Source organism: Nocardia sputi, from assembly GCF_023501985.1.
The window spans coordinates 425146-443371 of record NZ_JAMFLC010000004.1; the positions used below are offsets into that span (position 1 = coordinate 425146).

General features: G+C 66.5%; 17 protein-coding genes. All 17 read left to right on the forward strand.

Features of this window, described 5'->3' with window-relative positions; translation table 11 throughout:
• The first annotated feature begins 55 nt into the window (after nt 1–55).
• Entirely contained in the window at nt 56–844 is a 789-nt protein-coding gene (nusG, locus tag M8859_RS09185) for a transcription termination/antitermination protein NusG (protein WP_159921734.1), read from the forward strand.
• A 92-nt stretch (nt 845–936) separates the two neighbouring features.
• The gene (rplK, locus tag M8859_RS09190) at nt 937–1371 is read left to right on the forward strand and encodes a 50S ribosomal protein L11 (protein WP_014988496.1); all 435 of its coding nucleotides are present in this window, start codon (nt 937–939) and stop codon (nt 1369–1371) included.
• A gap of 150 nt (nt 1372–1521) precedes the next feature.
• Nucleotides 1522–2235, forward strand: a complete 714-nt coding sequence (gene rplA / locus M8859_RS09195) for a 50S ribosomal protein L1 (RefSeq protein WP_159921368.1) — start codon at nt 1522–1524, stop codon at nt 2233–2235.
• Between the two features lie 669 nt (nt 2236–2904).
• Nucleotides 2905–3444, forward strand: a complete 540-nt coding sequence (gene rplJ, locus M8859_RS09200) for a 50S ribosomal protein L10 (protein ID WP_159921366.1) — start codon at nt 2905–2907, stop codon at nt 3442–3444.
• Nucleotides 3445–3500: 56 nt separating this feature from the next.
• Nucleotides 3501–3881: a 50S ribosomal protein L7/L12 gene (rplL, locus tag M8859_RS09205; protein WP_039802004.1), complete on the forward strand. Its 381-nt coding sequence runs from the start codon at nt 3501–3503 to the stop codon at nt 3879–3881.
• Between the two features lie 243 nt (nt 3882–4124).
• Nucleotides 4125–5201, forward strand: coding sequence for an ABC transporter ATP-binding protein (locus M8859_RS09210; RefSeq protein ID WP_195069751.1), 1077 nt, complete (start codon nt 4125–4127; stop codon nt 5199–5201).
• 11 nt (nt 5202–5212) lie between these two features.
• The gene (locus M8859_RS09215; protein WP_159921364.1) at nt 5213–6007 is read left to right on the forward strand and encodes an MlaE family ABC transporter permease; all 795 of its coding nucleotides are present in this window, start codon (nt 5213–5215) and stop codon (nt 6005–6007) included.
• 3 nt (nt 6008–6010) lie between these two features.
• Nucleotides 6011–6874, forward strand: a complete 864-nt coding sequence (locus M8859_RS09220) for an MlaE family ABC transporter permease (RefSeq protein WP_159921362.1) — start codon at nt 6011–6013, stop codon at nt 6872–6874.
• The gene (locus tag M8859_RS09225; protein ID WP_159921360.1) at nt 6871–8220 is read left to right on the forward strand and encodes an MCE family protein; all 1350 of its coding nucleotides are present in this window, start codon (nt 6871–6873) and stop codon (nt 8218–8220) included. Before M8859_RS09220 ends, M8859_RS09225 begins: the two co-directional genes overlap by 4 nt.
• Complete coding sequence (locus M8859_RS09230; RefSeq protein WP_195069590.1) at nt 8217–9293, forward strand: MCE family protein; 1077 nt, start codon at nt 8217–8219, stop codon at nt 9291–9293. The genes M8859_RS09225 and M8859_RS09230 overlap by 4 nt, the downstream gene beginning before the upstream one ends.
• Entirely contained in the window at nt 9293–10303 is a 1011-nt protein-coding gene (locus M8859_RS09235) for an MCE family protein (protein WP_223518969.1), read from the forward strand. The genes M8859_RS09230 and M8859_RS09235 overlap by 1 nt, the downstream gene beginning before the upstream one ends.
• 37 nt (nt 10304–10340) lie before the next feature.
• Nucleotides 10341–11573: an MCE family protein gene (locus M8859_RS09240; protein WP_159921726.1), complete on the forward strand. Its 1233-nt coding sequence runs from the start codon at nt 10341–10343 to the stop codon at nt 11571–11573.
• Entirely contained in the window at nt 11570–12811 is a 1242-nt protein-coding gene (locus M8859_RS09245) for an MCE family protein (protein ID WP_159921358.1), read from the forward strand. The genes M8859_RS09240 and M8859_RS09245 overlap by 4 nt, the downstream gene beginning before the upstream one ends.
• A complete protein-coding gene (locus M8859_RS09250) occupies nt 12808–14049 on the forward strand; it encodes an MCE family protein (RefSeq protein WP_159921356.1) in 1242 nt (413 codons plus the stop codon). The genes M8859_RS09245 and M8859_RS09250 overlap by 4 nt, the downstream gene beginning before the upstream one ends.
• A gap of 106 nt (nt 14050–14155) precedes the next feature.
• A complete protein-coding gene (locus M8859_RS09255) occupies nt 14156–14893 on the forward strand; it encodes a hypothetical protein (RefSeq protein WP_195069589.1) in 738 nt (245 codons plus the stop codon).
• Nucleotides 14894–14904: 11 nt separating this feature from the next.
• A complete protein-coding gene (locus M8859_RS09260) occupies nt 14905–15648 on the forward strand; it encodes a dermokine domain-containing protein (RefSeq protein ID WP_159921354.1) in 744 nt (247 codons plus the stop codon).
• Between the two features lie 409 nt (nt 15649–16057).
• A partial coding sequence (gene rpoB / locus M8859_RS09265; protein ID WP_249644088.1) for a DNA-directed RNA polymerase subunit beta occupies nt 16058–18226 on the forward strand: 2169 nt, incomplete at its 3' end.

Here is an 18226-nt window from a genome sequence, read left to right on the forward strand (position 1 = left end):
CGCCCGGCCCGGCACGCAGAGGATGTACGTGACGACACAGGAAGCGAGTGCCCCAGTGAGCACCCCGGAGAACGACACACCCGACAAGTTCCCGGCCGACGACGCGGTGGCCGAGCCCACCGACTCCGTCGAGGAGTTCGCGACCGACGGGCCCGCGCTCGAGGAATCGGAGCCCGCTGAGTCCGCCCCTGCCGCCGCTGTGGATGCCGAGCCCGCCGATCCCGTCGCCGAGATGAAGGCAGCGCTGCGGCGCGCCCCCGGTGAGTGGTACGTCATCCACTCCTACGCCGGCTACGAGAACAAGGTGAAGGCCAACCTCGAGACCCGCGTGCAGAACCTGGACCTGGAGGACTACATCTTCCAGGTCGAGGTGCCCACCGAAGAGGTCACCGAGATCAAGAACGGGCAGCGCAAGCACGTCAACCGCAAGGTGCTGCCCGGTTACATCCTGGTTCGGATGGAGCTCAACGACGAGTCGTGGGGCGCGGTGCGCAACACCCCCGGTGTCACCGGTTTCGTCGGCGCCACCTCGCGTCCGTCACCGCTGTCCATCGATGACGTGGTGAAGTTCCTCGTCCCGGCCGCGCAGCAGCAGAAGAAGCCCGCCGCGGCGGCCGCGGCGTCGAGCGCCGAGGCCGCGGGCGGCGAGGTCGCGCCGAAGCCGGTCATCGAGGTCGACTTCGAGGTCGGCGAGTCGGTGACGGTCATGGACGGTCCGTTCGCGACGCTGCCCGCCAGCATCTCCGAGGTCAACGCCGAGCAGCAGAAACTCAAGGTGCTCGTGTCGATCTTCGGCCGCGAGACCCCGGTCGAGCTGGCGTTCACCCAGGTCGCGAAGATCTAGACCGCTGTCAGCGGTCGGGTGAATCCGCCCGGTCGAGGATCGCGACACCAGACTTGCAAAGAGCAAGGACACCAAACACCTAGGAAAGAAAGATGCCCCCCAAGAAGAAGAAGCTCGCCGGGATCATCAAGCTTCAGATCCAGGCCGGCCAGGCGAACCCGGCCCCTCCGGTCGGCCCCGCGCTCGGTCAGCACGGCGTCAACATCATGGAGTTCTGCAAGGCGTACAACGCCGCGACCGAGTCGCAGCGTGGCAACGTCATTCCGGTCGAGATCTCGGTGTACGAGGATCGGTCGTTCGACTTCAAGCTGAAGACCCCGCCCGCCGCCAAGCTGCTGCTCAAGGCCGCAGGCGTGCAGAAGGGCTCGGCGGAGCCGCACCGCAACAAGGTCGCCAAGGTGACCATGGACCAGGTGCGCGAGATCGCCAAGACCAAGCAGGAAGATCTGAACGCCAACGACATCGATCAGGCGGCCAAGATCATCGCGGGTACCGCGCGTTCGATGGGCATCACCGTCGAAGGCTGAGCGGAATCGCTCCCTGGTGGGAGGGCCGGCCAGGCCCGATAACCACGTCTGAACTACCAACACAGCGGCGCCAGCGACGGGCTCGGAGGCGGAAGCCTGCGTGACCACGGAGAGCCCGGGAGCGCCGCGGATCGAACAGGACAGAGAATCATGGCAAAACGAAGCAAGGCGTACCTCGCCGCGGCCGAGAAGGTCGATCGCACCAAGCTCTACTCCCCGCTGGCCGCCGCGCGCCTGGCGAAGGAGACCGCCACCACCAAGACCGACGCGACCGTCGAGGTCGCCGTGCGTCTCGGTGTGGATCCCCGCAAGGCGGACCAGATGGTCCGCGGCACGGTCAACCTGCCGCACGGCACCGGTAAGACCGCCCGCGTCATCGTGTTCGCGGCGGGCGAGAAGGCCGCCGAGGCCGAGGCCGCCGGAGCCGACGCCGTCGGCGCCGAGGACCTGATCGAGCGGATCCAGGGCGGCTGGCTGGACTTCGACGCCGCGATCGCCACCCCGGACCAGATGGCCAAGGTCGGCCGGATCGCGCGCGTCCTGGGCCCGCGCGGCCTGATGCCGAACCCGAAGACGGGCACGGTCACCACCGATGTGACCAAGGCTGTCAACGACATCAAGGGCGGCAAGATCAACTTCCGCGTCGACAAGCAGGCCAACCTGCACTTCGTCATCGGCAAGGCGTCCTTCGACGACGCGAAGCTGGTGGAGAACTACGGCGCCGCGCTGGACGAGATCCTGCGTGCGAAGCCGTCGACCGCCAAGGGGCGTTACGTCAAGAAGGTGACGGTCTCGACGAACACCGGACCGGGCATCCCGGTGGACCCGAACCGCACCCGCAACCTCCTCGACGAGGACGCGTAAGCAGCAGCTGAGCTGACCGCAACGGCGGGAACGCATTCGCGTTCCCGCCGTTGCGGCGTTACGGTTGTCCTTTGCCGACGCCTATCTGGTCGCGCTCGCGGAGGCCGATCCTGGATCGAGTGTCGCCTCCTTCGGCAAAGGTATCGACAAGGTGAAGAGCGTCAGCCGAGTCGAACCAGCGCCCTTCGGCTCGGCTGACTGATATCACAGCTCAGCAACCCGGCTCGGCGGCTTCCGGTCGAGCGGCGAATCATTGACCTACCGTGCATTCATCGCCGTTCGCACTCGCCCTCGCCGCCCCGGCCATGTGTCCCGCACCACAACACGGTAGAGGCGGCACGTTTGATCGGGTGTTCTGTGAGGGGTCGTTTTGGCAGAAAGAACCCCTACAGGTACATTGGACATCAGTTATCGACGAGTTCGATCGCTACCCAATCCGTTCTACCGAAGACCGTTGGTCGCCGATCCCGCATGGGTTCGGTCGAAGGTCCGGCGACATTGCCGGCGGCCCACGCAGGGAGAGCCGAGGCTGGGAATTGATCCGGGTACATCTCGGATCGGTTTTCTGTTGCGCCCCGGAACGCTCTGCGTTCGGGGCGTTTGTTTTGTCGCCGGCCCCTGATCGGTAGTTCGCGTATACGAACCGACCAATCAGAGAGGAGGCGAAGTATGGCAAAACCCGAGAAGGTCACCGCGGTCGAGGAGATCGCGGAGCAGTTCAAGAGCTCGACGGCCACCGTCGTCACGGAATACCGTGGCCTGTCGGTCGGCAAGCTCACCGAGCTGCGGCGCGCGCTCGGCGCCGACGCCACGTACTCCGTCGCCAAGAACACCCTGGTCAAGCGTGCCGCCGCCGAGGCGGGCGTGGAAGGCCTCGACGAGCTGTTCGTCGGACCGACCGCGATCACCTTCATCACCGGTGAGCCGGTCAACGCGGCCAAGGCCCTGAAGACCTTCGCGAAGGACAACAAGGCGCTCATCATCAAGGGCGGCTACATGGACGGCGCTCCGCTGTCCGTGTCCGAGGTCGAGCGGATCGCCGACCTGGAGACCCGCGAGGTGCTTCTGGCCAAGCTGGCCGGCGCGCTGAAGGGCAACCTCGCCAAGGCCGCTGGTCTGTTCAACGCTCCCGCTTCGCAGGTGGCCCGCTTGGCCGCCGCGCTGCAGGAGAAGAAGCAGGCCGAAGAAGGCGCGACTGCCGCCGAGTAAGACCCGTGCGGCACGACACGCCCGCATAGACATCACCTACCGAAAGGAAAACAACAATGGCCAACGTTGACGAACTGCTCGAGACCTTCGGCAACATGACCCTGCTCGAGCTGTCGGACTTCGTGAAGAAGTTCGAGGAGAAGTTCGAGGTCACCGCGGCTGCTCCGGTCGCCGTCGCCGCCGTCGGCGGTGCCGCTGCTCCGGCCGAGGCCGTCGAGGAGCAGGACGAGTTCGACGTCGTGCTCGAGGGCGCGGGCGACAAGAAGATCCAGGTCATCAAGGTGGTCCGCGAGATCGTCTCCGGCCTGGGCCTGAAGGAGGCCAAGGACCTCGTCGAGAGCGCTCCGAAGCCGATCCTGGAGAAGGTCGCCAAGGATGCCGCCGAGGCTGCCAAGGCGAAGCTGGAAGAGGCCGGCGCCAAGGTCTCGGTCAAGTAATTCCGGACCGAAACACGCCGAACGGGCGGTCCCCTTTGTGGGGCCGCCCGTTTGCTGTTTTTCGGCAAACTTGCCGCAATTACAAATGGCGAAAGGATCGCGGGGTTACTCTTCAGTCAGCTCGGGGTGTGCCCCGTCTCTCTCATGGGTTACAGTGACCGAACCCACTGTGACGTGACGCACCGCGATGTCCGAGCGCGCGGTTCGCCGGTGGGCAGCTCGCTGAGAATTGTGGAGGTTGGCGTGGGCGTCGAGGTCAGGACCGAGAGTGTAACCAAGTCTTTCGGTTCGCAGCGGATTTGGCAGGACGTCTCTCTGACGTTGCCCTCGGGCGAGGTCAGCGCGCTGCTGGGCCCGTCGGGCACCGGTAAGTCGGTGTTCCTGAAGTCGCTGATCGGACTGCTGCGCCCGGAGCGCGGCTCGATCTACGTCGACGGCACCGATATCACCACCTGCTCCAACAAGCAGCTGTACGAGATCCGCAAGCTCTTCGGCGTCCTGTTCCAGGACGGCGCGCTGTTCGGGTCGATGAATCTGTTCGACAACGTGGCCTTCCCGCTGCGCGAGCACACCAAGAAGAGCGAATCCGAGATCAAGAAGATCGTCATGGAGAAGCTGGAGCTCACCGGTCTGCTCGGGGCCGAGGGCAAGCTGCCCGGCGAGATCTCCGGCGGTATGCGCAAGCGCGCCGGGCTGGCGCGCGCCCTGGTGCTGGATCCGCAGATCATCCTCGTCGACGAGCCCGACTCGGGCCTGGACCCGGTGCGCACCTCGTACCTGTCGCAGTTGCTGATCGATATCAACGCCCAGATCGACGCCACGATCCTGATCGTCACGCACAACATCAACCTCGCGCGCACCGTGCCGGACAACATCGGCATGCTCTTCCGTCGTCAGCTGGTCATGTTCGGCCCGCGCGAGGTGCTGCTGACCTCCGAGGAGCCCGTGGTCAAGCAGTTCCTCAACGGCCGCATGCTCGGCCCGATCGGCATGTCCGAGGAGAAGGACGAGGCGCAGATGGCGCGCGAGCAGGCGCTGGTGGACGCCGGTCACCACCACGGCGGCGCCGAAGAGGTGGAGGGGATCATCCCGCAGATGCGTGCGACCCCGGGCATGCCGGTGCGTCAGGCGGTGCTGCGGCGCAAGGAACGCGTTCGCGAGATCATGCACACCCTGCCACACGCCGCCCAGGTGGCGATCCGTGAATCACTTGCGGAGAGCGACGACACGCAGGTGATGGCGTACAACAGCGGCGACCTGGCTAATTATCCGGGCGGCACGTACGACACCACCGTGCGACACAACACAACTAACGGGTAACATCTGCGATCGTGAATTCGACCCTGGCGCGATTGCGAACTCCCCTGGAGTCGGGGTTTGCCCAGGCCGGCAACATATTTGCGCTGTTCATCGACGTTCTACGCAAGACCTTTCGCCGTCCCTTCGAGTGGCGGGAGTTCATCGAGCAGTCGTGGTTCATTGCGAGCGTCTCGATCCTGCCCAGCGCGTTGGTCGCGATTCCCTTCGGCGCGGTCGTCGCACTGCAGACCGGCTCGTTGATCAAGCAGCTGGGCGCGGAATCCTTCACCGGTGCGACCAGCGTCCTGGCAACAGTCCAGCAGGCGGCTCCCGTCGTCACGGCCCTGATCATCGCGGGCGCGGCAGGGTCGGCGGTGGCCGCCGATCTGGGCTCGCGCACCATCCGCGAGGAGATCGACGCGCTGGAAGTGCTCGGCGTCGATCCGGTGCGAAAGCTGGTGGTGCCGCGCGTGATCGGCATGATGCTGGTCGCGCTGCTGCTCAACGGTTTGGTCTCGGTGGTCGGCATCGCGGGCGGGTATTTCTTCAACGTCCTGCTGCAGGGCGGTACCCCGGGCGCCTACCTGGCGTCGTTCTCCGCCCTGGCCCAGCTGCCGGACCTGTGGATCGGCGAGATCAAGGCAGCGGTGTTCGGCCTGATCGCCGGTGTGATCGCCGCGTACAAGGGTCTGCATCCCAAAGGGGGTCCGAAAGGAGTCGGTGACGCGGTGAACCAATCCGTGGTGATCACATTCATGGTGCTGTTCTTCGTGAACCTCATTCTGACCCTGGTGTACCTACAGGTCGTCCCGGCCAAGGGCGCCTGACGGATGGCCACGTCATACCGAACCCCGGTCGCCAAGTCCATGCGCCGGGTGGGTGAGATCGCTCGTATGCCGCTGGGCGTCATCGACCGCGCGGGCGAACAGATGTCGTTCTACCTGCGGGCCATCGCGTGGATTCCGCGCACCGCGGTGCACTACCGCAAGGAAGTCATGCGGCTGCTCGCCGAGGTCACCTTCGGCAGCGGCGCGCTCGCGGTGATCGGTGGCACCATCGGCGTCATCGTGTTCATGTCCGGCTCGGTCGGCGTCGTCGTCGGACTGCAGGGATTCAAGGCCCTCGACGCGCTCGGCAGCTCGGTGCTCACCGGCTTCCTCACCGCCTATATCAACACCCGCGAGATCGCGCCGCTGGTCGCCGCGCTCGCGCTCTCGGCAACGGTCGGTTGTGGTTTCACCGCGCAGCTGGGCGCCATGCGGATCTCCGAGGAGATCGACGCGCTCGAGGTGATGGCGGTGCCCGGCGTGCCGTTCCTGGTGACCAGCCGGGTGATCGCCGGGTTCCTCGCGGTGATCCCGCTCTACATCGTCGGGCTGCTGGGCACGTTCCTGGCATCGCGGACGATCAGCATCTGGTTCAACGGGCAGTCCAGCGGGTCCTACGACCACTATTTCAGTCTGTTCCTGCCACCGGAGGACGTGCTCTATTCGTTCCTCAAGGTGCTTGTCTTCGCGTTCGTGATCATCATGGTGCACTGCTACTACGGGTTCCACGCCACCGGCGGGCCCGCGGGCGTCGGCGTCGCGGTCGGCCGCGCGGTCCGCGCCGCCATCGTCCTGGTGAACGTGCTCGACTTCTTCCTCAGCCTCGCGATCTGGGGCACCACCACCACGGTGCGGGTGGCCGGATGAGCCGCACACAGACCTGGCGCTCGACGGAGAGACTGCGCATTCGAGTGCTGGGCATCGCGTTCTTCGTCGTGGTCGCGTTGTTCCTGTGGACCACCGTCGCGATCTACAACAAGCAGTTCGTGCGGACCGTCGACGTCGACCTGATCACCGACAGCGTGGGCAACGCGCTGACCCGCAACGCGGACGTGAAGGTGCGCGGCATCAATGTCGGCACGGTGCGGTCGAGCCGCTCCGAGGGTGGCGAGGTGACCTTGAACCTGGCCATCGATCCGGAGAAGGCGCGCCAGATCCCCGCCAACGCGACCGCGCGCCTGCTACCCAAGACGCTGTTCGGTGAGCGCTACGTGGACCTGGTGATTCCGCAGAATCCCAGCCCACAGCACCTGACCGACGGCTTGACGCTGCACCAGGACGTCAGCGGCAACGCGATCGAGCTGAGCAAACTGCTCGACGACCTGCTACCGCTGCTGCAGGCCATCCCGCCGCAGGATCTCGCGGCCACCCTGGGCGCGCTGTCCCAGGCGCTGGCCGGGCAAGGACTGGCGCTCGGCCAGAGCGTGGACAAGCTGGACGACATCTTCCGTCAGGTCAACGTCGTGCTTCCGGACCTGCAAGCCGACCTACGCAGTTTCGCCGAGGTGGCGGCCACCTACTCCGACGCGGCGCCGCAGCTGATCCAAGCCTTGGACAACCTACGCACGACCAACGCCACGATCGTGCAGCGACGCACCGATATCGACGTCCTGTACGCGACGCTGACGCCGACCTCCGCCACCACCACCGAGTTCTTGATCGCCAACCGCGACAACATCATCGACGTCGCCGCCGACTCCCGCCCCGCGCTGGAGCAACTGGCCTACTACTCGCCCAACTACGCCTGCTCGCTGGCGAACTTCGCGCAGCTGAAGCCGCGTATCGACCGGATCTTCGGCAAGGGCACCGATACGCCCGGCTCCCGGGTGACCATCGAACTCACCAACACCCGCGGCAAGTACCTGCCCAACCAGGACGAACCGCGCTGGCTGGACACGAGGGGGCCGTGGTGCATCCCCGAGATGCCGTTGGGCGTCGACCCCGGCCAGTACACCGGCGGCCCGAACAACGACGGCTCCTACGCTGTCCCCAGCCGCAACCCCGGTGACCAGGAGATCGGCCATCTGGAGCCGCCGCAGTTCGGCGTCTACCCGGCGAGCAAGATGCCGACCATCGCCGGTTCTCCCATGGAGCAGCAGTCGCTCGGCGCGATCTACGGCGCGGCCAACGGTGTCGCCCCGGATCAGGTGCCGGGCTGGGTGACCCGGGCCGGCGCGCCCGCGTTCCGCGGAAGCGAGGTGAGCGTGCGATGAAACAGCAGCTGCGCGGCCTGGGCGGGCCGCTGACCAAGCTGGTCGTCTTCGTCGTGGTGACCCTGTTCGTGACGACCATGCTCGGGCTGTCGATCGCCAACTACAGCGGTCGCGGCACCGGGTTCAAGGCCAGGTTCACCGACGTCACCGCCCTCAACCCGGGCGACGAGGTCCGCATCGCCGGCGTCCGCGTCGGCAAGGTCACCGATGTCTCGATCGTGGACAAGCGGCTGGCCGAGGTCCGGTTCGATCTGCTCGACCGGGATTGGCTGCCCGCCTCGACCACGGCCACGATCAAGTACCGCAACCTCGTCGGCCAGCGCTACATCGCGCTGGAGCAGGGCACGGGGGAACAGGGCCGCAAACTGAACAAGGGCGGCACCATCCCGCTGGAGCGCACCCGGCCCGCGCTGAACCTGACCACGCTGTTCAACGGCTTCCGGCCGCTGTTCCGCACGCTGACCGCCGACGACGTGAACAAGTTGTCTTTCGAGATCATCCAGGTCTTCCAGGGCGAGCAGGGCACGATCCGCGATCTGGTCGCGACCACAGCGAACCTGACCAACAAGATCGCGGACAAGGACGCCGTGATCGGTGAGCTGACCCGCAACCTGACCGCCGTACTGGACGCGGTCAACCAGCGCGACGACCAGTTCGACCAGTTGATCGTGAACACCGAGGCGCTGATCAGCGGCCTCAATGCCGACCGCGACACGATCGGGCGCTCGGTGACCTCGCTGGCCAACCTGACCTCGGCGACATCGGACCTACTCGTCCCGGTGCGTCCGACGCTGCAAGGCTCGATCGCGGGCCTGAGCCAGCTGACCGGCACGCTCGACGAGCGTCAGGACGAGGTGAACGAAGCGCTGTACAACCTGCCGCTGAAGATGGAGAAGCTCGGCCGCGCCGCCAGCTACGGCTCCTGGTTCCAGTTCTACCTGTGCGGCATCGACATCGTCGTCGGACCGGGCGCGGTCGACGCGCCGCAGCTCAACCTGCCCGCGGGCCTGCCGACGATCAACCAGCCGCTGTACACCAACGCGGCGCCGCGCTGCCATGGGAAGGCTCGCTGATGGACGACCGGACTCTGCTCGGTAAGCGCAGCCCGGCGTTCATGGGCGTACTCGGCCTCGCCATGGTGCTGCTGGTGACGGTGTCGGCGTTCTCCCTGGATCAGTTGCCGATCATCGGCGCGGGGACCAAGTACACCGCCGAATTCACCGAGGCGGCGGGCCTGAAGAAGGGCAACGAAGTCCGCGTCGCGGGCGTCAAGGTCGGTTCGGTGTCCAATGTGCGGCTCGCCGGTGACCGCGTGCTCGTGGACTTCCGCACCAAGGACACCTGGATCGGCAACGACACCACCGCGTCCATCCAGATCAAGACGCTGCTCGGACAGAAGTACCTCGCGCTCGACCCGAGGGGCTCGAAGCCTGCCGATCCGAGTACGCGAATTCCGCTGTCCCGCACGGTCTCTCCGTACGACGTGGTGGACGCGTTCACCGATGCCGCGCGCACGATCGATCAGATCGACACCTCACAGCTGGCCAAGAGCATGCAAGTGCTGTCGGAGGCGTTCGAGACGACGCCGCCGGAGATCCGCGGCTCCATCGACGGGGTCGCGCGGCTGTCGGAGACGCTGGCCAAACGCGACCAGGAGCTGAAGAAGCTGTTCGCCGCGACCAGGCAGACCACGCAGGTACTCGCCGACCGCAACGCCGAGTTCGAGCGGCTGCTGGCCTCCGGCGGCCAGCTGCTGGCCGAACTGAACATCCGGCAGCAGTCCATCAAGCAGTTGTTGTCCGGCGCCAAGACGGTTTCGGCGGAGCTGAGCGCGCTCGTGCACGACAACGAGGAGCAGATCGGCCCCGCGCTGACGAATCTGCGCGCCTCCATCGATCTGCTCAACGCCAACCAGCAGAACATCTCCAAGACATTGGAACTCGCGGCCCCGTTCTACAACCTCTACGCCAACGTGCTGGGGACCGGCCGCTGGTTCGACGCGGTGATCGTCAACGTGCTGCCGCCCGCGCTACCCGAAATCCCCGGCTACCGTCAGCCGATCCGCACCCTGGGAGGTAACTGACGTGGCGGAGAACTGGCGTAACGATCCCGTCGGCGCGGTGCGCGGTTCCAGCCGCGGCGCCAAGGTGGGCATCGCGCTGGTAGTCGTCCTCGCCGTGCTGGTGGCGGTGGTGCTGTGGTGGCTGTTCAACCGGCTGACCACCACCAGAATCACCGCGTACTTCGATCGGTCGGTCGGCATCTACGAGGGCTCGGACGTGCGGATTCTCGGCGTGCCGGTCGGCTCGGTGGACAAGGTCGAGCCGCAGGGCGACCAGGTCAAGGTCGTGATGAGCGTGAACCGCGAGTTCGATGTGCCCGCGGGCGCGCGGGCCGCCCAGATCACACCGTCCATCGTCTCCGACCGCTACATCCAGCTGACCCCGGTCTACACCGGCGGCCCGAAGATGCCGCGCGACGCGACGATTCCGCGCGAGCGCACGGCGACGCCGGTCGAAGTCGACCAGTTGTACAAGAGCATCACCGAACTGTCGGACGCGTTGGGCCCCAACGGCGCCAATGCCGAGGGCGCGGTGAACGACCTGGTGCGCACCGGCGCGGCGAATCTGGCGGGCAACGGTGAGGCGCTTGCCAACAGCCTGACCCAGCTGTCCAGGGCGGCCCGCTACTTGTCCGACGCGCGCGGCGACATCTTCGACACGGTCAAGAATTTGCAGGCTTTCATCACCATGCTGGCCCAGAACGACCAGCAGGTACGGCAGTTCAACACCCAGCTGGCCGACCTGTCGACGTTCCTGGCCGACGAACGCGAGGACCTCGGCGCCGCGCTGCATCTGCTCTCTGTCGCGCTCGGCGACGTCGCCCGCTTCATCGACGACAATCGAGACCTGATCGCCAGCAACGCCGAAGGTTTGATCACGCTCACCAAGACGCTGTCCGACCAGCGCGACGACGTGGCCGCCTTGCTGCCGGTCCTGCCGGTGGCGTTGAGCAACCTGATCAACGTGCACAACGCCGAATCGGGCACCCTCGACATGCGTGCCAACTTCCCCGAATTGCAGGACCCGTTCGGTGTGGTGTGCAAGATGCTCGACCTGTCCAAACTGATGCCGGGCGATCCCAAGTTCGAGGCCCTCGGCAGACAGATGCGGCCGGTTCTCGATCACTGCAAGGAGATCACCGACCAGATCACCGCCGGGGTGCAGACCCCGACGCTGATCCTGCCGTTCGGCATCCTCAGCGGCGAGAACCAGCAGCGTGACCCGGTGCCGGGCACGGTGCCCGGCACGCCGTCGGACCGGCTTCCGCCGTCGCAGGAAGGTGCGCGATGAGCATTCGGATCCGTTCGGTCGCACGCGGTTTCGGCGCGGCCCTGGCGCTGGGTCTGTCCGCCGCCCTGGTCAGTTCGTGCGCCGCCGACGGCATCTACAGCGTGCCGCTGCCCGGCGGCGCCGACGTGGGCGAGCGCCCGATGCACATCGATATCCAGTTCGACGACGTTCTCGACCTGGTTCCGCAGTCGGCGGTCAAGGTCGAGGGCGTGCCGGTCGGCCGGGTCGAGAAGATCAGCCTCGGCGAAGACCAGTGGACCGCCACCGTGCGTACTCTGGTCAACTCCTCGGTGGACCTGCCCGCGAACGCGCGCGCAGAGGTGCGGCAGTCGAATCTGCTCGGCGAGAAGTTCATCGAGCTCTCCCGGCCCGCCGCCGATCCCGATCCCTACCGGCTCACCGACGGGTCGGTCATCCCGCTCGACCGCACCCGGCACGCCACCGAGGTCGAGCAGGTGCTCGGTGCGCTGTCGCTGCTGCTCAACGGCGGTGGCGTCGCGCAGTTGCAGCCGATCGTCACGGAGCTGAACAAGACACTCGGCGGCCGGGAAGACCGGGTGCGCTCGCTGATCGAGCAGGCGAACACGCTGATCGGCGGCCTGAACCAGCAGGTGGACGACATCACCCGCGCGCTCGACGGTCTCGATGTGCTCAGCAGCCGGGTCAGCAGGCAGACCGACCAGATCGGCAAGATCCTCGACGAGCTGCCGCAGGGCATCAAGATCCTGGAAGAACAGCGCCCGCAGCTGGTCGGCCTGCTCGCGCAGCTGGACCGGCTCGGCGAGGTGGGCTTCGACGTGCTGAACACCTCGAAGGACGACCTGATCCGCGACCTCACCGCGCTGCGGCCGACATTGCAGGAACTGGGCCGTGCGGCGCCGGATCTGGTCGCCGCGGTTCCCCTGATCCCGACCTACCCGTTCCCCGACTCGGCGCTGGAGAGCACCTTCGGCGGCAGCGTGAACACGTGGTTGTCGGTGGACCAGCAGATCGGCGTCACCCTCGGCAACCTCGGCGTGGGCAAGCCCGATCCGGTGTACATCCCGCCGGTCGGCCCCCCGGTGCCGGTGGACCCGACCAATCCGTACTACAACGGCAACGGCCCGCGTCCGGGCTGGCCGACGGTATCGATCCTGCCGCTGCCGCCGCTGATGGCGCAGCCGCCCGCGCCGGGTGTGCCGCCGAACCCGGCCGGGGCGATCCTCGAGCAACTCGGTGTGGGGAGTGGTCCGCGGTGACACGTCTGGTCCGATGGCAGCTCATCGCGTTCCTGGTGATCGCGGTGCTCGGCGTCGTGTACGTCGGCGGCAAGTACATCCGCCTCGACCACATGGTGGGGCTCAACGAGTACACGGTGAAGCTGCGTGCGGCGCAGACCGGCGGCATCTACAAGGGCGCCGAAGTGACCTACCGCGGCGTCCCGGTCGGGCGGGTCGGTGAGCTGGAACTCACCGGCGAGGGCGTGGTGATGAACCTCGTCATCGACTCGAGTTCGCCGAAGATCCCGGCGTCGGCGAAAGCCGTGGTGGCCAACCGTTCGGCGATCGGTGAGCAGTACGTCGACCTGCAGCCGGACTCGGACGCCGGCCCGTACCTGCGGGACAACTCGGTGATCACCTCGGCGACCCTGCCGGTGCCGGTGGAGGAGCTGATCTCCAGCGTGGACTCCTTCGCGGGCTCGGTGGACCTGAACGCGCTCAACACGACGGTGCGCGAACTCGGCAAGGCGTTCGACGGCAAAGGCGACGATCTGCGAGTACTGATCGATTCGCTGAACAAGTTCACCGAGACCTTCCACGCGACGCTCCCGCAGACCATCCAGCTGGTCCGCGACGGCCGTGTCGCGCTCGGCACGCAAGCCGACCAGTCCGCCGCGATCCGCGAATTCAGCGACGGCCTCGACCGGCTCACCGCCCAGCTGCGCTCCAGCGACCCCGACGTGCGCAGGCTCATCGGCACCGGAACCGACGCGGGGGAGCAGATCGGCGCGCTGATCGACGAGAGCGGCGGCGCGCTCACCCAGGACCTGGCCAACTTGCGGCTGTTGTTGCAGGCGATCTCGCCGAAGTTCTATGCGATCAAGCCCTTGTTGCAGATGATCCCGCAGCTGTCGATCGGCGGGTCCTCCACCGCGCCCGGCGATGGGACCAGCCACTTCGGCCTCGTGCTGGAAACCAACAACCCACCCGCCTGTACCGTGGGCTACGAGGGCACGCATCGGATTCTGGAACAGATGAAGGCGCAGAACCCGGACTTCGACGACACGCGCGACGAGTTCCCGTTCAACAAAGACGCCAGATGTCTTGTCCCCTTCGGTAATCCGACCGCCGTCCGGGGTGGCGACCGAGCCGAATTCGCCGATCCGGCCATCGTCCAGCCCTGGGACTCCAACCCCAAAACCGATCCGGAGAAGCTGAACCTGACTCCGGTCGCCGTGCAGTTGTCGACCCTGCTGGGGGTCACACCGAAGCGGTGACCAGGAGCAATGACGTTAGGGTGTCGAGCGTGAGTGACTGGAGCGAGCGAACCACGGGCATGCTGTCCTGGAGCGCGACCGAGCCGAGCGACGGCGAGGCGCTGTCGTGACCGCCGACCTGGCCAAGCAGTCCGATGCGGTGTCGCAGGACGCGCCGGACATCGCGACGGCGGACAAGCCCGCCCCGCCCGCGAAGCCGGGCGACGCGGGCGATCAGAAGGCCGCCGACCGGAGCGACTCCGCGCGTCCGGGCGGCGGGTCCGCGCTGGGCCGGGTGGTTGTGGTCTGCTCCGCCGCGCTGCTGGTGATCGCGTTGAGCTGCGCAGCATGGTTCGGAGCGGGTTGGGTGCGGGCCGCGCTGACCGACGGACCGCGCGCCGACGCCCGCGACACCGCGCTGGACGCCGCCCGGCAGGCCGCGCTCAACATGACCTCGATGAACTTGGACGACGTGCCCGGCTCGCTGGCGCTGGCCAGGTCCTCGATGACCGGCGCGCTGCTGGACTCGGCCACGAAGAACAAGGACCAGGCCGAGAAGCTGGCCCAGCAGAGTGGGATCGGGATGACCTCGAAGGTGCTCGGCGCGGCGCTCACCTCGCTCAACAGCGAACAGGACAAGGCGTCGGCGCTGGTCGTGCTACAGGTCACCGAAAAGGGCAAGGACTCCCCGTCCGCCGACTACCGCTATACCTGGACCGTCGACCTGGCCAAGGACGGCGACATCTGGAAGGCCGAGCAGATCTCCTCGCTCAGCCAGCCGGTGCTGTTGAGCGGCGGCCCCGCTCAACAGGCGCCCGCCCCGGCGGCCGACCAGCCGCCCGCAGCGCCCAAGCCGGGATCGTAGGAGGAACACCCATGACGTCTCGCCGACCGGTCAACCGGGTCACCTCCAAGCGCAGGCCCGCCACGGAGTCTTCCGCGCGTACCGCCTCCGCGCGTACCGAGCGGCCCGCAACCGGCCGTAAACCGCGCGTGACGGGCATTTCCCGGCCCGGCGGGCAGTCGGGTGCCGTTCGCGGCGAAGAGCCCCGTGCGGACGCGGGCGGGTCGTCGCGGTGGCGTGGGATCCTGCCGCGGAAGCCGAGTCGTCCGTCGCGCCGCGACGGCGGGCGCCCCCGATGGGGACTCGTCGCCGGCATGCTGATCGCCGCTACCCTGCTGGGTGGTTTCGCATGGCTGGCCGCCCAGCGGCCCGGGGTGGACACCTCGAACCAGGCGTATGTGGACAACGAGGCCACCCAAGAAGTGCGCGCGGCCGCCGACCACGCCCTGCGCACCGTCTACGCCTACGACGTACAGAACATCAACGGCTACCGGGACACCGCCAAGCAGGTGCTCACCGGGAAGATGCTCGCCGATTTGGACAAGTACGCCGACACGACGATTTCGGCGGTCAAGCAGGCGCAGACCAGCGCCGACGCGAAAGCCGATCCGATTGCTGTGACGTTGCTCACCGATGATCGCGCCGAGCTGATCGTCAACTTGGTGGTGAGCGCCACCAAGGACGGCGTAGCGCAGCAGAGCGTCGCGGGACCGGTGGTCCTGCACATGCAGAAGGTGGATGGTCGCTGGCTGGCCAGCGACATCGTGGACCAGTAACCCCCGCCGTATCGGCGGGGATGACGCAGCGCGGCAGGCGATCTCACCGGCTCCCCGGCCGGGCCTGCCACTTGACGAGTTTCGCCCGAACCGTCACGCTATTCACAACAGCGGCAGCTGTCACAGTGGCTTCCAGCGCACCGCACCTGAAGGACGCAGCCAGCGACTTCGACGCGGCGCGGCAGCCATGCGGACGATCACACGGGTGGTACTTTGACACTCCCGTGTACTTGGGTGTAGGTTTGGACGTTGCGCTGGCTGCCTCCTGTCCATACCTCGATTTGCACACGTAAGTTCACCCTTCCGGTGTTACTTCCGTGGTTGCCTGTTCGAGTTTCGTTCGGGTAGTAACCAGCGGAATTCGTAGCAGACAAGCGACGGTCGCGGACCACCACGCGACGCGCGTGAGGTGCTGGAAGGACGCATCTTGGCAGTCTCCACCCAGACCAAGGCAGTTGCCGGAATCCCCGGAGCCCCGTTGCGGGTGTCTTTCGCGAAGATCCGTGAACCCTTGGAGGTGCCCGGACTTCTCGATCTACAAACGGAATCGTTCGCCTGGTTGATCGGTTCGCCGGAATGGCGCGAGCGCGCGGCCGCTCGCGGCGATGTCGGCCTAGTCGGTGGCCTCGAGGAGGTGCTCGAGGAGCTCTCTCCGATCGAGGACTTCTCCGGCTCCATGTCGCTGTCGTTCTCCGACCCGCGCTTCGAAGAGGTCAAGGCCTCGATCGATGAGTGCAAAGACAAGGACATGACCTATGCGGCTCCGCTGTTCGTGACAGCGGAGTTCATCAACAACAACACCGGTGAGATCAAGAGCCAGACGGTCTTCATGGGTGACTTCCCGATGATGACCGACAAGGGCACGTTCATCATCAACGGCACCGAGCGCGTCGTCGTCTCGCAGCTGGTGCGTTCGCCGGGTGTCTACTTCGACCACAGCGTCGACAAGGGCACGGAGAAGGACCTGCACAGCGTGCGCGTCATCCCCAGCCGCGGCGCGTGGCTGGAATTCGACGTGGACAAGCGCGACACCGTGGGCGTTCGCATCGACCGCAAGCGCCGTCAGCCGGTCACCGTGCTGCTCAAGGCGCTGGGGTGGACCACCGAGGAGATCGTCGAGCGCTTCGGCTTCTCCGAGATCATGATGTCGACCCTGGAGAAGGACAACACCGCCGGTCAGGACGAGGCGCTGTTGGACATCTACCGCAAGCTGCGTCCGGGCGAGCCGCCGACCAAGGAGTCCGCGCAGACTCTGCTGGAGAACCTGTTCTTCAAGGAGAAGCGCTACGACCTGGCGCGCGTCGGCCGGTACAAGATCAACAAGAAGCTTGGCATCCACGTGGGCGAGCAGGTCGTCGGTTCGGTGCTGACGAGGGAAGACATCGTCAACACCATCGAGTACCTGGTGCGGCTGCACTCGGGCGACAAGGCCATGACCGCCCCCGGTGGCGTCGAGGTTCCGGTGGAAGTGGATGACATCGACCACTTCGGCAACCGTCGCCTGCGCACCGTCGGCGAGCTGATCCAGAACCAGATCCGGGTCGGTCTCTCCCGCATGGAGCGCGTGGTCCGCGAGCGCATGACGACTCAGGACGTCGAGGCGATCACGCCGCAGACCCTGATCAACATCCGCCCGGTCGTCGCCGCGATCAAGGAGTTCTTCGGAACGTCCCAGCTGTCGCAGTTCATGGACCAGAACAACCCGCTGTCGGGCCTGACCCACAAGCGCCGCCTCTCGGCGCTGGGCCCGGGTGGTCTGTCCCGTGAGCGCGCCGGCCTGGAAGTCCGTGACGTCCACCCGTCGCACTACGGCCGCATGTGCCCGATCGAGACCCCGGAAGGCCCGAACATCGGCCTGATCGGCTCGCTGTCGGTGTACGCGCGGGTCAACCCGTTCGGCTTCATCGAGACGCCGTACCGCAAGGTGGTCGAGGGCCGGGTGACCGACGAGGTCCGTTACCTGACCGCCGACGAGGAGGACAGGCACGTTCGTGCCCAGGCCAACTCGCCGGTCGACGCCGACGGCCGCTTCCTCGAGGACCGGGTGCTGTGCCGCCGGGGCAACGAGGAGAACGAGCTCGTCGCGGCCACCGAGGTCGACTACATGGACGTGTCGCCGCGTCAGATGGTGTCGGTCGCGACGGCGATGATCCCGTTCCTCGAGCACGACGACGCCAACCGCGCCCTGATGGGCGCGAACATGCAGCGTCAGGCCGTGCCGCTGATCCGTTCCGAGGCGCCGATCGTCGGCACCGGCATGGAGCTGCGCGCTGCCGTGGACGCCGGTGATGTCGTGGTGAACGAGAAGGCCGGTGTGGTGGAGGAGGTTTCCGCCGACTACGTCACGGTGATGGCTGATGACGGGACGCGTAAGTCCTATCGGATGCGTAAGTTCGCTCGATCGAATCAGGGCACGTGTGCCAATCAGCGTCCGATCGTGGACGAGGGGCAGCGGGTGGAGCGTGGTCAGGTTCTGGCCGATGGTCCGTGCACCGAGAACGGTGAGATGGCGCTGGGTAAGAACCTGCTGGTGGCGATCATGCCGTGGGAGGGTCACAACTACGAGGACGCGATCATC